17 protein-coding genes are annotated in these 14404 nt (G+C 48.4%); 6 read left to right on the top strand and 11 right to left on the bottom strand.

The window, feature by feature from the left end; all coding sequences use genetic code 11:
* Positions 1-26 precede the first annotated feature (26 nt).
* Positions 27-407, top strand: a complete 381-nt coding sequence (locus QMN38_RS05965) for a MysB family protein (protein WP_323604698.1) — start codon at positions 27-29, stop codon at positions 405-407.
* Here QMN38_RS05965 and QMN38_RS05960 read toward each other — a convergent pair whose 3' ends face one another.
* The 3 genes from QMN38_RS05960 to mdoG form a co-directional block, all read right to left on the bottom strand.
* Positions 408-647, bottom strand: a complete 240-nt coding sequence (locus tag QMN38_RS05960) for a YceK/YidQ family lipoprotein (protein WP_202927478.1) — start codon at positions 645-647, stop codon at positions 408-410.
* Between the two features lie 62 nt (positions 648-709).
* Positions 710-3238: a glucans biosynthesis glucosyltransferase MdoH gene (gene mdoH / locus QMN38_RS05955; protein ID WP_137383209.1), complete on the bottom strand. Its 2529-nt coding sequence runs from the start codon at positions 3236-3238 to the stop codon at positions 710-712.
* Positions 3231-4766: a glucans biosynthesis protein MdoG gene (gene mdoG, locus QMN38_RS05950; protein WP_137383216.1), complete on the bottom strand. Its 1536-nt coding sequence runs from the start codon at positions 4764-4766 to the stop codon at positions 3231-3233. Before mdoG ends, mdoH begins: the two co-directional genes overlap by 8 nt.
* 271 nt (positions 4767-5037) lie before the next feature.
* Here mdoG and mdoC point away from each other — a divergent pair, with 271 nt between their 5' ends.
* Positions 5038-6198: a glucans biosynthesis protein MdoC gene (gene mdoC, locus QMN38_RS05945; protein WP_323604697.1), complete on the top strand. Its 1161-nt coding sequence runs from the start codon at positions 5038-5040 to the stop codon at positions 6196-6198.
* Between the two features lie 20 nt (positions 6199-6218).
* On the opposite strand, the gene QMN38_RS05940 is transcribed toward mdoC, so the two are convergent.
* The 6 genes from QMN38_RS05940 to csgB form a co-directional block, all read right to left on the bottom strand.
* Complete coding sequence (locus QMN38_RS05940; protein WP_323604696.1) at positions 6219-7706, bottom strand: phospholipase D family protein; 1488 nt, start codon at positions 7704-7706, stop codon at positions 6219-6221.
* Positions 7642-8184, bottom strand: coding sequence for an O-acetyl-ADP-ribose deacetylase (gene ymdB / locus QMN38_RS05935; protein WP_271442730.1), 543 nt, complete (start codon positions 8182-8184; stop codon positions 7642-7644). The genes QMN38_RS05940 and ymdB overlap by 65 nt, the downstream gene beginning before the upstream one ends.
* Before the next feature lie 100 nt (positions 8185-8284).
* Complete coding sequence (locus QMN38_RS05930) at positions 8285-8605, bottom strand: type 1 fimbrial protein (RefSeq protein ID WP_271442729.1); 321 nt, start codon at positions 8603-8605, stop codon at positions 8285-8287.
* A 151-nt stretch (positions 8606-8756) separates the two neighbouring features.
* On the bottom strand, positions 8757-9089 hold the full coding sequence (gene csgC / locus QMN38_RS05925) for a curli assembly chaperone CsgC (RefSeq protein ID WP_137383204.1): 333 nt from the start codon (positions 9087-9089) through the stop codon (positions 8757-8759).
* Between the two features lie 60 nt (positions 9090-9149).
* Positions 9150-9602, bottom strand: a complete 453-nt coding sequence (gene csgA, locus QMN38_RS05920) for a curli major subunit CsgA (protein ID WP_137383203.1) — start codon at positions 9600-9602, stop codon at positions 9150-9152.
* Positions 9603-9643: 41 nt separating this feature from the next.
* Positions 9644-10099 carry a curli minor subunit CsgB gene (gene csgB / locus QMN38_RS05915; protein ID WP_048211206.1) on the bottom strand — a complete coding sequence of 152 codons (456 nt, stop codon included), beginning with the start codon at positions 10097-10099 and terminating at the stop codon, positions 9644-9646.
* A gap of 760 nt (positions 10100-10859) precedes the next feature.
* On the opposite strand from csgB, the gene csgD reads away from it, so the two are divergent.
* Genes csgD through csgG form a run of 4 tightly spaced genes read left to right on the top strand, consistent with a single transcriptional unit; the run spans position 10860 to position 13211 of the window.
* Positions 10860-11510 (top strand): biofilm master transcriptional regulator CsgD, encoded by a 651-nt coding sequence (gene csgD, locus QMN38_RS05910; RefSeq protein ID WP_005129125.1) that lies wholly within the window; start codon positions 10860-10862, stop codon positions 11508-11510.
* 4 nt (positions 11511-11514) lie between these two features.
* Positions 11515-11913, top strand: coding sequence for a curli production assembly/transport protein CsgE (csgE, locus tag QMN38_RS05905; protein WP_271442620.1), 399 nt, complete (start codon positions 11515-11517; stop codon positions 11911-11913).
* A 25-nt stretch (positions 11914-11938) separates the two neighbouring features.
* Complete coding sequence (csgF, locus tag QMN38_RS05900; protein WP_005129126.1) at positions 11939-12352, top strand: curli production assembly/transport protein CsgF; 414 nt, start codon at positions 11939-11941, stop codon at positions 12350-12352.
* A 25-nt stretch (positions 12353-12377) separates the two neighbouring features.
* Positions 12378-13211 (top strand): curli production assembly/transport protein CsgG, encoded by an 834-nt coding sequence (csgG, locus tag QMN38_RS05895; protein WP_005129128.1) that lies wholly within the window; start codon positions 12378-12380, stop codon positions 13209-13211.
* A gap of 45 nt (positions 13212-13256) precedes the next feature.
* On the opposite strand, the gene QMN38_RS05890 is transcribed toward csgG, so the two are convergent.
* Positions 13257-13739 carry a DUF1097 domain-containing protein gene (locus QMN38_RS05890; RefSeq protein ID WP_271450548.1) on the bottom strand — a complete coding sequence of 161 codons (483 nt, stop codon included), beginning with the start codon at positions 13737-13739 and terminating at the stop codon, positions 13257-13259.
* Positions 13740-13840: 101 nt separating this feature from the next.
* Positions 13841-14395, bottom strand: coding sequence for a TorD/DmsD family molecular chaperone (locus tag QMN38_RS05885; protein WP_005129133.1), 555 nt, complete (start codon positions 14393-14395; stop codon positions 13841-13843).
* Between the last annotated feature and the right edge of the window lie 9 nt (positions 14396-14404).

Below are 14404 nucleotides of genomic sequence, written 5' to 3'. Positions count from 1 at the left end.
ATCACCCATGCGATCAGGATGCGAATATGAATGCCTTGTACCCCACCCTTGAAGAAGCCATTGATGCAGCCCGTGAAGAGTTTCTGGCCGATAATTCAGGCCTTGAATCTGCCGAAGCCAGTGTCCAGCAACTGAACGTACAAAAGTACGTGCTACAGGATGGCGATATCATGTGGCAAGCTGAGTTCTTTGCCGACGAAGATGATGGTGAAGGCGAATGTTTGCCCATGCTGAGCGGTGAAGCGGCACAAAGCGTTTTTGATGGTGACTATGATGAGATTGATATTCGCCAGGAGTGGCAGGAGGAAAATACGCTCCACGAATGGGATGAGGGTGAATTTCAACTGGAGCCTCCCCTTGACACAGAGGAAGGCCAGACCGCAGCCGATGAATGGGATGAACGATAGTTATTCGTAAGGCCCATGATGTATATCGAGCGGTAATAGCAACGTATCAAACACCAGCGAAAACGGCAGATCCAGGATGGTGACATAACGCCACGCAGAGTCCCGGACATCCCACTGCACGCCGGGATAGTATTGATTTCCGTGTCCTTGTCCGGGGATCGTCCGGCTAATAATGCTGCCGCATCCGCTCAGAAGAAAGACCATCATTCCCACAGCCAGTATTCGCACTGGATACCTCATGACTTTTATATTCAGTATAAAAAAATACCGGCTCCAGGCCGGTATTTTTACGTTTCACACGCTTATTTTTTCCTGAGCGCCAGTGGGTTCAGGGTTATCCCCTGATAATAATTAACCCATGAGGAATACTTATCTGGTGAATTCCAGACGCGATAATGTAAACGCGCCATGGTCACCGGGTCGCTCAACAGAACCAGGCGGCGATCGCGATTCAGTTTCTCCGGCGTTTCATTCAGCGCCTGCTCGACATGGCGATCGCGTGCGATTTCAAGCACGTTACTCGCACGATGGCGCGCAGTAGCCATTGCCGTTGCCAGCGCGTTAAACGACGGGTTAAACACGGCGTGCATGAAACCGTCATCCAGCGAACGATTACGGTTCAGCTCCAGATAGTTATCCGTGTCCACCAGCACCTTCGGCGGAGAATACTCTTCCGGGATCAGGAACAGTTTCCAGCGTTTGGTACGTAACCCAACCGTTGAGCGGCTGGAAATGACGGAAACAAACGGCGACAGGATTAGTGAAAAGACAATCGGAGCCAGCCAGAACAGGAAACGCAGATCCAGCCAGGCCATCCCTACTGCCCACACCAGACCCAGCAACAGCTGAGAGCCGTGACGCATAAACGCCTCGCCCCACGGAGTGGAGTCGTCATCGCGTTGCGGCGAGTTCCACACCACCTCCCATCCGAGGAAGGCACTCACTACGAAAACAGTGTGGAACAGCATACGCACCGGCGCCAGCAGCACGGAGAACAGAACCTCCAGCAGCAGCGACAGCGTGACGCGAATAAATCCACCGTACTCTTTCGTGCCTTTGCACCAGATAAGCAAAATACTTAGCAGCTTCGGCAGGAACAGCAGCACCATCGTTGAGGCAAACAACGCGATAGCCAGCTCAGGACGCCACTGCGGCCAGACCGGGAACAGCTGACGTGGTTGCAGGAAGTACTGCGGTTCCGTCAGCGCATGGACCACCTGTAAGGCAGTAGAAAGTGCAAGGAACATGAACCATAACGGTGCTGACAGATAGGACATCACACCGGTCAGGAACACCGCGCGATGAACCGGGTGCATTCCTTTAACCAGGAACAGACGGAAGTTCATCAGGTTACCGTGGCACCAGCGGCGGTCACGCTTGAGCTCATCCAGCAGGTTCGGTGGCAGCTCTTCATACGAGCCCGGCAGATCGTAGGCAATCCACACGCCCCAGCCCGCACGACGCATCAATGCCGCTTCCACGAAGTCATGGGAGAGGATCGATCCCGCAAACGAGCCTTCGCCCGGTAGCGGTGCAAGCGCACAGTGCTCAATAAACGGTTTCACACGAATAATCGCGTTATGACCCCAGTAGTGCGACTCACCCAACTGCCAGAAGTGAAGTCCGGCGGTAAACAGTGGTCCATAAACGCGGGTAGCAAACTGCTGGCAGCGCGCGTACAGGGTGTCCATACCAGACGCTTTCGGTGAAGACTGGATAATCCCGGCATTCGGATTCGCTTCCATCAGGCGTACCAGACCAGTCAGACAATCTCCACTCATCACGGAGTCAGCGTCCAGTACCACCATATAGCTGTACTGGTTGCCCCAGCGACGGCAGAAGTCATCGATGTTACCGCTTTTACGCTTCACACGGCGACGGCGGCGACGGTAGAAAATCTGTCCTTCGCCCTGCACTTCAGCAATCAGCTCCATCCACGCCTTTTGTTCCGCGACGCAGATATCGGGGTTGTAGCTGTCACTCAGAATGTAAACATCGAAATGCTCCGCATTCCCCGTGGCTTTAACCGACTCCCACGTAGCGCGCAGGCCCGCAAATACGCGGTCAACGTCCTCGTTACAGATAGGCATGATTAGCGCGGTACGATGCTCGGGATTCAGCGGTTCATCCCCTACCGTTGAGGCAGAAATACTGTACTTGTCACGCCCAATCAGCAACTGCAGGAAGCCCATCAGTGCGGTCCAGAAACCGGCTGATACCCAACAAAAAAGCACGGCAAACAAAATGAGGATACCGGTCTGTAGCACATAAGGCAGCAACTGCATAAAGGAAACCCACAGGTTCTGCCCCATCATATCCGCCGGATTAATGAACGCCCATCCCTGATAAGGGAGGATCGTCTTCATATACCAGGTCGCTACGACCGTTTGCGCCAACGTTAAGATCAACAGCGTATAACGGCGGATCGTGCCAACGGTACGCCATTTCTGCTCACTCTCTTGTTCTTCTTTCGTCAAACGAGAAAGATAACGCGGTGTGACATCGCGCCCGCGCAGGCGATCCCAAAAACGACCAACCGGGTTAGTACGCCAGGGATCGGGAAACATTGAGGTACGTGTTGCTTTCGGCATTGCCTGCAGCTGGTCACGCCCTTCATCATCCTTTATCAACTGATCTTTGGCCAGAGAGTCTGGCCAGGCTTGCTCAAGGCGAGCTTTTACAGAACCCTGCGGTGAATCATCTTCGCGCGAGTAAGTACGGTGCTCGGCATCCAGCGCCTGATGAACGGCGCGGATGTCAGTTTTCGGCAGTGCCGCTTTTTCGATATCCGAAAGCGGCATTGCGTCAATATACTCAGTTGTCTTATTCATTGGCAGGTAACTGGTAGCTCCAGGTTTCACTCAACGGCTGATCGGCATTGGCCAACGCAGCACGCATTTCAGTGGTTTTCTTCGCATCTTTCACTTTCACGCGCAGCATCAAACGCCAACCTTTCGTAACCGGGTTGTAACGCACAGTGCTTTCCACGATTTCACCGTTGTCGCCAATGCTGGTTTGCGCGGTAATCGGGGTGTCCTGCGGCAGCTTTTTCATCTCGGTGCCGGTGAAATCCACCACAAACGCGATAGTGCCGTCAGGCTGGCGAATGAGATTGGATTGTTTGACATCCCCTGTGGAACGGCGAGTCTGCTGCACCCAGGCATTTTCTGGCGCATGAAGCTTATCTTCATCACGCGTAAACGTCAGTGTGTACTTAAAGTTCATCTCTTTGCCTGCTTCCGGCAGTTGATCCGGCGTCCAGTAGGCAACGATGTTATCGTTTGTTTCGTCGTTAGTGGGGATCTCAACTAATTCAATTTTGCCTTTACCCCAGTCACCTTTTGGCGTGATCCAGGCACTTGGGCGCAGGTCATAACGATCGTCGATATCTTCGAAACGGGAGAACTGACGTCCACGTTGCAGCAGGCCGAATCCCTGCGGGTTTTCCATCGCAAAGCTGCTCACCGCGAGATGTTTCGGGTTATTCAGCGGACGCCAAATCCACTCGCCGTTACCAGCATGGATAGACAATCCGTTTGAGTCGTGCAGCTCAGGACGATAATTTGTCGTCGGAGAAGGCTGGTTCGGCCCGAACAGGAACATACTGGTTAACGGAGCTACGCCCAGTTTGCCCACTTTATCGCGCAGATAGACTTTGGACTGAACATCCACAACCGTGTCACGGCCAGGAATAATCACAAAGCGATACGCCCCGGTCGCGCGCGGGGAATCCAGCAAAGCATAAATGGTTAAACGTTTATCAGTTGGTTTTGGACGTTCGATCCAAAACTCACGGAAGCGGGGAAATTCTTCGCCAGAAGGCAGAGCGGTATCTATCGCGAGACCGCGCGCAGACAGACCATAGACCTGGCCTGCACCAAGTACGCGGAAATAGCTGGCACCGAGCATGCTGACGATTTCGTCGTTTTTATCTTTGCTGTTGATCGGATACAGCACTTTGAACCCGGCGAAACCGAGATCTTTTACCGTGTCTTTATCATGCTGAACATCGCCAAAATTAAAGTAATCCGGGCTGTATTTGATTCTTTTCACCGCAGTGGCGGTGACTTCGTTAATCTTGACCGGCGTGTCGAAGTACATACCCTGGTGGTAGAATTCGAGCTTAAATGGGGTCTTGAGATTGCTCCAGTATGCTTTGTCGCGATTAAACTGGATCTGCTGATAATCCGCATATTTCATGTCGCGGAAAACGGAGGGCAAGTTACTTTTTGGCGCCTCGTAGCCTTTATCGGCTAAGGATTGAGCTTGCTTTGCAACATCATCAATACTGAACGCCCAGCTCGATGATGTGTACAGCGTTAACATTACTGCTGCACCCAACCAACGCATTTTCATCATTTGTAGTTTATGTTTCATAATTAGTAAGCACTTCCCCCTTTGTGTGCTTATATTGATCCGATCCATTTTAATGGATAATCGGGTATTCCGACAACTGAATCCCTGTATTGTTCGCGTGCTGGCTCATGGTTTAAGCAGGTTCGCCTACCTGTTTTCACTTTGAGTGCTTATCCTGGAGACAGGTTGTTGGACTTCGTGTAGGGTTGCCTTCGAATGTAACCATAATTCGTCTTAGGGATAAGACGAAAAGTCTGAGAATACGTAACTGTCTATGAGCTCTGTATCTCCACCGCGTGAATATTTCCTGGATTCCATCCGTGCCTGGCTGATGTTGTTGGGAATTCCCTTCCATATCTCGCTGATCTACTCCACACATACCTGGCATGTGAACAGCGCGGAACCGTCATGGATATTGACCCTCTTTAACGACTTTATTCATGCATTTCGCATGCAGGTCTTCTTTGTTATTTCGGGTTATTTTTCATACATGCTGTTTTTGCGCTACCCCTTAAAGCGGTGGTGGAAAGTGCGTGTTGAACGCGTGGGGATCCCTATGCTGACCGCGATCCCGCTACTCACGCTGCCGCAATTTATCATGCTGCAATATGTGAAAGGCAAAGCCGACAGCTGGCATACTCTCAGCGGATACGATAAATACAACGCTCTGGCATGGGAGCTGATTTCTCATCTGTGGTTTTTACTCGTCCTTGTCGTTTTAACAACCGTGAGTATGTGGGTGTTTAGCCAAATGAAACACCGGTTGACGAGCCCCGATGGCGCCAGCACTTCCACGGTATCGATGACGAAACTGACGTTGATATTTTTGTTGCTTGGCGTCGGATATGCCGCCGTCAGAAGAACAATTTTTATCGTCTACCCTTCTATTCTCAGCGATGGCATGTTTAATTTCATCGTCATGCAAACACTGTTCTATGTGCCGTTCTTTATGCTCGGCGCACTGGCGTTTATCAATCCGAAGCTGAAAGCACTGTTCACAACGCCCTCGCGCGGCTGCACGTTCGGCGCGGCATTCGCTTTTGTGGCTTATCTGCTCAATCAACGCTATGGAAACGGCGATGCCTGGATGTATGAAACCGAATACGTGATAACGATGGTGATGGGACTGTGGATGGTTAACGTCGTCTTCTCGCTCGGCCACCGTTTATTGAATTTCCAGTCAGCCCGCGTCACCTATTTTGTCAATGCATCACTGTTTATCTATCTGGTGCATCATCCGTTAACGCTGTTTTTCGGTGCCTATATCACACCGCACATCACATCAAATCTGCTGGGTTTTCTCTGTGGGCTTCTGTTTGTGGTCGGGATTGCGGTAATATTGTACGAAATCCACTTGCGGATACCGGTGCTGAAGTTCCTCTTTTCCGGGAAACCCATCGCTAAGCAGGATAAAAACAAAGCCATTGCCGGATAGCAGGGCTGTGATTGCATGGTTCAAAGCAGCCATTCAATCGGTAATACAGAGGCAAGCCTCACCAAAACCCGCTTCCAGAATCCTGTGGCGGGTTCTTTTTTCACTACCCGTTCACAGCCGCCAGGACAATCTACCCAGTTTATCCGGCCCCAGCGATCCAGGCGCAATTGCCAGGCCACATCACGCTGACTTTGCATAAAGCGTTTATGAATCAATGACGCCAGCACTTCACTCTCAATCACAAATCCCATTTCCGTGTTGAGCAACGTTGAGCGCGGATCAAAATTAAGCGAGCCGATGAAGACTTTGCGGCCATCAATACTGAAGGTTTTCGCATGCAGGCTGGAGCCTGAATTCCCGGTCAACCCGCGATCGTGCACCACTGCACCGCGATCGCGGGTTGGTTTTAGCTCATACAGTTCTACACCATAGCGCAGTAATTTTTTCCGCCAGCGCGCATATCCTGCATGCACAATTGCCACATCATTCGCTGCCAACGAGTTAGTTAAAATAGCAATCTTTACCCCTTTTCTGACCAGGCGCAGGAGCTGTGCGACTCCGGCACGTGTCGGCACAAAGTAAGCAGAAATTATATCAATGCGCTCAGTGGGTGAACCCATGATGTCAAACAAACGCTGCGGTAATAGCGAGTGACGCGGAGCCTTCCCCTCTCCTTTTGCTGGATCGTCACTGAGCAGTCGCGTTTTGGCCCAAATCAGCGACAGTGATCCCTGATCGAGATGCGTCATAAACTGGCTGGTCTCCAGTTTGTGCAAATAGCGTCGGGTAATATCGTCGTTATACCAGGATTCAGGCAGTTCAATGCGTTGGAGCGTTTCTGACTCAGACAACGCCAGGACTTTTTGTAACGTTGAAACTGACTGACATTGCCAGTATCGCTCAAAATCGTCCGCGACCTCTTTCACCACCGGTCCGATGGCCATCACGTCAAGATCGGAAAACAACGGTTCTTCACCCGCACCAAAATAGGCATCTCCGATATTACGCCCACCAACCAGCGTCACTACACCGTCCGCGGTATAACTTTTATTGTGCATGCGGCGATTGAGCCGGGCAAAATCGGTTAAATACCCCACCGCGCGAAGGATGCGAAATGAGAAGGGATTAAACAGGCGGACTTCAATATTCGGATGGTTATCCAGCAGACGCAGCGTGTCATCAAGGCCCGGCGTGTTGTTATCATCCAACAGCAAACGAACCCGTACCCCACGTTTTGCTGCTGCCAGCAGAACAGAAAACAGCAGCAGCCCGGACATGTCGTTTTCCCAGATGTAATACTGCACATCCAGCGTTCGTTCCGCCATTTCTGTCAGCCGATAACGGGCTGCGAAAGCATCCAGACTGTCATCCAGTGCCAGAATGCCGCACTGGTCAGGATGGCTTACGCACAATGGGGTAATGGCACGCTCAAGTCGCGTCATATCAGGCCGTGTTATCATCGCCTTGTTGGGTGAGTAATCTCTTGTATAGTCTGGCATTTTCCTCATCAAAACACACGAAGTAGATTTGATCAGGTAGCGCACGGCGGATGATAAATTTCAGCACCGTATTCACCGCTATCTCCGCCGCCGCCGCACGTGGATATCCATAGGCTCCGGTGCTGATAGCCGGAAACGCAATAGATTGATAACCATTGGCCAGTGCCAGTTGTAATGAATTGAGATAGGCCTCTTCAAGGCGTTCAGCTTCATGATGATTGCCGCCCTGCCAGACCGGCCCAACAGTGTGGATCACCGCTTTGGCGGGAAGATTTCCCGCCAGGGTGATAACCGCATGACCGGTTGGGCATTCGCCCTGTTGCTGTAATACCTGCTTGCAGGCTTCCAACAGTGCAGGTCCAGCTGCGCGATGAATCGCTCCATCAACGCCGCCGCCGCCCAGCAGCGAGGAGTTGGCTGCATTGACAATCACATCAACGGCGATTGTCGTAATGTCGCCCTGTAAAACATGAACACGCGATTGCATAAGTTCCCCCTGACAAAACACTCTCTGTTAAGTGTACAGCAGGGTTTTCTATGAAATCTCACTTTTTAACCATACAGGTGCATATCTACTCCAGAACGATTCATTTATATTCAATATTAAGAATCGCCAGATTTTTCTGTTCATTAAGGTACTGCATTTTCACACTGGCAATCTGCTGGAGGCTTTGAGGGGCCATCGCTATCTGTTGTGTGTTATAGCGACTACTCCGTAACTTGCCGTCACGTATACATGACAATTCAATCTGTTGTTGTTGCGAGTTCACCTCGCAAGGTGATTCAACTATTGCGCCACGGAAATGGATAATTCCGCCAGGTGTGATTTGCTGCGCCGTTGCGGAGAACATAAAAAAAGAAGTAACACATAAACTGGTACTTAAAATACGTTTTAATAAGGTGCTCATAAGGGTTCCTCAATGATAAACCATCCTTGAGGGATCGAAGTGATCCTTCACCGCTGCGATTAATGACCAAATAAAAACGTTTTCACGTCTCTATATTCATAGAACAGCACCGCTGTCCCAGCCACACCCTTAAAGCAAATACAGTAAAAAATCATGAACGACTGCTTGAATCAGGCCACTGCTGGGACAGATGCAATGACTGCCCATCCGAAACGGTAACAACAATGTTGACCGTATCCTCAGGTGAAATATTAAAGCTCAGTTTTGTTAATTCAATCGGCCGATTAGCAGGGATCGACAGGCTTGTTTTCTGTTGTGTTTGGCTTTGTCCCCCCGACCCTTTACGTATGGCAAGAACTTGAACCTGACACACGCAGGGTTGAGATAACGTCACCTGCGGAATAATGGTATACATCTCACCTTGCTGGGTTGTATTAAAGGTTATTTGATTTGAAAGCGCGGCAATAAGTAATAGCGTATGCATAATATGCTCCCGAAAAAAAACAGGGCTTTCGCCCTGTTTATTATCAGTCATAAAACTGAATTAGTGCTGGTTAGCTGTCGCATTGTTGCCATAACCAACCTGCTGAATCAGAACATTCGAGTCAGATGCAGTCTGATTAACCACCGCACCGTTACGACCACCGAACTGAGTTACACTAATGTCAGCATTTTTTGCATTCCACTGATTAATATCAGCGCTGTTCTGGAAGCCAGTCTGTTTCAGGCTAATGGTACTGTCATCAGCACCTTGCCCGACGGTAGCACCGTTACCATGTCCGTGTTGTGTGATGGTCACGTCTGATTTACGTGCATCACTTTGCAGCGCATTCGCAACGTTACTTGACCCATATTGGTAAATACTCAATGAAGAGTCCGGGCCATAATTACTGCCACCGTTATGGTGACCATTGCTGTTCAATTGCGGAACAAGGCCTGCCAGAGCACTGCCAGAAACTACGATTGCTGCGAATGCTGCCACTTTTAAAAGTTTCATGGTAAAACCCCCATCGGATTGATTTAAACGTCGTTCACGGATTAGCGTTGAGTAACGCGAATTGCCATTTGCGACTGTCTCTGCACCACAACTGCTGTTTTTTGTGTACCGTACTGGGTAATATTTGCTTTATTACCAGAACCTTTCTGGATAATCATCGCTGTATTACCGTAAGAACTTTGTTTAATACTCGCATCATTGGAGCTGCCCGTTTGATCAATATATGCAAAATTATATGATCCTGTCTGATCTGTTCTCGCCCGGTTACCTGAACCTTCTTGCGAAATGACCGACAATAACTTGCTGCCCTCCTGGCGAGTATTTGCACTGTTAGCAGTGCCAACCTGACCAATAATGGCTGCCTGATTAAATGAAGACTTACTTAATTCATTTACCGCAAAGTTATATTCTGAATTAGCTAAATCATAACTGGTTGCGGATGCAATCCCAGGCACACCCAGTATTGTAAACATCATAAATAACAACTTGTTTTTCATGCTGTCACCCTGGAACTGGTCGTACATGAAGTTAAATTAATTACCACTCAAATTGTTGTTAACATGACTTACATTTGTTAACGCCACGTTACGATGAAGAGTATGTCCGTTGAAACATTTTAAATAACTCACCCGCGAGTGGTATTTTTATATCCAGATTCACACCAAAGTACTAATTAACAGTGAATAACACCGCTACAGGTATAGGTTTTATTTTTATTTCACCATTGGGGATGAATTTCTATGCAGTCGCTAACAACGTGCACTTTCCACGATTTCAGGGCTTCGCAGCACCGCGTCGCGATAGTCATCGATGCAAGTCGTGACAAAGGTCAGTTTTTTCCGCCTAAAATTGTCCAACGTAAAGTGGGACAAAGAATTTTGAATTCATTAGAAATCTAAAACTCGATGATTATAAATTAAAACATTATAAATCAATGAATTACTATAATTTGTATGATTTTTTAAATCTATGCAGCAACGGTAAAATGTACAACTTTCCTATCAAATCTAAACTCCAACAAAACCCAAAAATCACATTTAAATATATAATTTTACATCTTGTTACATGTTTAACACTTGCTTTAAGATTTGTAATAGCTAGATTGAAATCAGTTGAAGTCCATTTGTTTTAATATTTTCACCCCTTTGGGTCGATATTTTATTTCTACGCAGCAGTGCAACATCTGTCAGTACTTCTGGTGCCTCTATTTTAGTAGAGACAGCTGTCAGGTGTGCGACTAAAAAGTGGAGTTTCATCATGTTTAATGAAGTCCATAGCATTCATGGTCATACATTATTGTTGATCACGAAACCTTCTTTGCAGGCAACTGCATTATTACAACATTTAAAACAATCACTGGCGCTAACCGGAAAACTACATAATATTCAACGTTCTCTGGATGATATTTCCTCCAGCTGCATTGTTTTACTGGATATGATGGAGGCAGATAAAAAACTGATCCATTACTGGCAAGATAATTTGAGCAGAAAAAACAACAATATAAAGACGTTATTGTTGAACACTCCTGATGACTACCCTTATCGGGATATCGAAAACTGGCCACATATCAATGGCGTGTTTTACGCAACTGAAGACGAACAGCGTGTCGTTAGCGGCTTGCAGGGTGTCTTACGCGGTGAATGTTACTTCACGCAAAAGCTTGCCAGTTATCTGATCACGCATTCTGGAAATTATCGTTATAACAGCACGGAGTCGGCGTTACTGACACACCGTGAAAAAGAAATACTTAATAAATTGCGTATCGGCGCCTCAAATATTGAAATCGCCCGCTCACTATTTATCAGTGAAAATACGGTAAAAACGCATCTTTATAATCTTTTCAAAAAGATAGCTGTCAAAAATCGTACGCAGGCGGTCTCATGGGCCAATGATAACCTCAGGCGATAAAGCCATGAAACGCTATTTGACCTGGATTGTGGCAGCAAATTTATTCTTTGCTGTCGGGAATCTGCACGCAGCTACAAGCGTAGAGGTGGAGGTTCCCGGACTGTTAACTGATCACACTGTCTCTTCAATCGGGCATGATTTTTATCGTGCATTTAGTGACAAGTGGGAAAGTGAGTACACAGGAAATTTAACTATCAATGAAAGACCCAGTGCGCGTTGGGGAAGTTGGATCACCATAACGGTCAATCAGGACGTTATCTTCCAGACTTTTTTATTCCCCACGAAAAGAGACTTCGACAAAATTGTCGTCTTCGCATTGGCACAAACTGAGGAAGCATTAAATCGCCGGCAAATAGATCAAACACTATTAAGCACGAGCGATTTAGCGCGCGATGAATTCTAAAACATGATTTTGTCCGGAGGCTTTCATGCGTGTCAAACATGCAGTGGTTTTGCTCATGCTAATTTCACCATTAAGTTGGGCCGGAAACATGACGTTCCAGTTCCGAAACCCAAACTTTGGTGGCAACCCGAATAACGGGGCTTTTTTGTTGAACAGCGCTCAGGCGCAGAACTCCTATAAAGATCCGAGCTATAGCGATTACGGAATTGAAACACCGTCAGCGCTGGATAACTTTACTCAGGCGATTCAGTCACAAATTCTCGGCGGCCTGCTCACCAACATTAATACCGGTAAGCCGGGAAGAATGGTGACCAATGATTTTATCATTGATATCGCTAACCGGGACGGGCAGCTGCAATTGAATGTTACCGACAGGAAATCGGGAAAAACATCGACGATCGAAGTGTCGGGTTTACAAACACAGTCAACCGATTTCTAAGCCATAGCCACGAAAGGAAAAAATCATGCAGCGCTTACTTATAATGGTTGCAGTATTTTTACTCAGCGGATGCTTAACGTCCCCACCGCAAGAAGCCGCTAAACCGACATTAATGCCTCGCGCCCAAAGTTACAAAGACTTGACGCATCTCCCGATGCCTACGGGTAAAATCTTTGTATCGGTTTACAATATCCAAGATGAAACGGGTCAGTTTAAACCTTATCCGGCAAGTAACTTCTCCACTGCCGTACCGCAAAGTGCCACGGCAATGCTGGTTACCGCACTGAAAGATTCGCGTTGGTTCATCCCGCTGGAGCGTCAGGGATTACAGAACTTACTGAACGAGAGGAAAATCATCCGTGCGGCACAGGAAAACGGCACGGTTGCCATTAACAACCGAATTCCGCTGCAATCATTAACCGCGGCTAACGTAATGGTTGAAGGTTCAATCATCGGCTATGAAAGCAACGTTAAATCAGGTGGTGTCGGCGCGCGTTATTTCGGTATTGGTGCAGATACGCAATACCAACTCGATCAGATTGCGGTAAACCTGCGTGTGGTTAACGTCAGTACCGGTGAGATCCTTTCTTCGGTAAACACCAGTAAAACCATCCTGTCTTATGAAGTGCAGGCAGGGGTATTCCGTTTCATTGACTACCAACGGCTTCTGGAAGGGGAAATTGGTTATACCTCTAACGAACCGGTCATGCTTTGCCTGATGTCAGCCATTGAAACTGGCGTTATCTTCCTGATAAATGACGGTATCGATCGCGGCTTGTGGGATTTGCAGGATAAGAAACAAGTTGATAACGACATTCTGGTCAAATACCGCCATATGTCGGTACCTCCAGAGTCCTGATAATAAACCGAGAGAAAAAAGCGTGAGGGAAGCCTCACGCTTTTTTTATTTACTGGTCAGTGTGGATGAAGCCGGGTTTTCGCGACGTGATGCCAGCCACAGCCCACTGTTTTTCATCGCATAACCAAACACCAAGCCCAGCCCCAGAGAAGGCAGAACCAACTGCCAGTCTCCCTGCCCTGCAAATGTTGCACATGCCCCCATAAATGTGCCCGGGACAAATGAAAGCAACCATTGCTTTGCCTGGATACACATCATAAATGCGACAATTCCCGTTATGACATAACCAAGGATGTCCATATGCGGAGCAAGTGCACTACCATTAATAATCACCAACGCCCACACCACGCCGCTTAGCAGCGTACACGCCGAGATCCACAGCCCTTTCAGTCCACCTTGCGGGCAGGCAAAATAAGCCGTACAGCCCAGGAAGCCAGCCCAACTGAGTAAACCAAGAGAAACGGCCACCCATCCCCAGAGTCCGGAGAGAATGCCCGTTGTGATTGCAATAGAGAGAAGTATGTTCATGCCGCGCATCTTAGCAGAAAAACGGCATAGTAATGAGATCGTGCACACAATTTATGCAAGATGATAAATTGTGTTGCAGTATATAGTGATCTAAATCACATTTATTCGTCGGTATCTTCCTGCAATTCGTCCCACATTGCGCTAATGGCATCGCGCGTCAGCGGTGCCATAGTTCGCCAGAAAGCGGTATTCGCATGCGCCTCAACTTTACCAAGGAACGTGTCGCACCAGGGAAGCAGGTAGTCAACAAACAAGGTTTCCAGTGCTTCACTCTCATCTTCTGCGGACTGGTCTTCAAGCCAGGATGCCGCCAGCAACAAGGTACCAATATGATCGGCTGGTGTATCCGCCAGCGGCATTCCACGTGCTGAAAGGAATGCACGAACATCTGCTTCCTTCGCCCCTTCTACCCAGGCGCTACGATAAGGCGGCACGGAACACTCTTTCCCGACAAACAGCGCGTTGTAATCTGCAGCAAGCTGGGGCATATCACAGCTTTTCTGCAAACGGGCCAACAGCTCATCCTGTTCCAGTGGCCAGTTAGCAGACAGTTTACCTTCGCTAATCAGGGTAAACAGGGGAACCAGTAAAGGGTCCTGCGGTTGGCGGTAAAACAGCGAGCCCAGTACACGGCACAGGATAGAAAACTCGTTCATTGATATATT

This window comes from Citrobacter sp. R-1.5.2, from assembly GCF_035064245.1.
GTDB lineage: Bacteria > Pseudomonadota > Gammaproteobacteria > Enterobacterales > Enterobacteriaceae > Citrobacter.
Note: the sequence above shows the minus strand (reverse complement) of the source record. Positions and strands in the feature narration are given on the sequence as shown.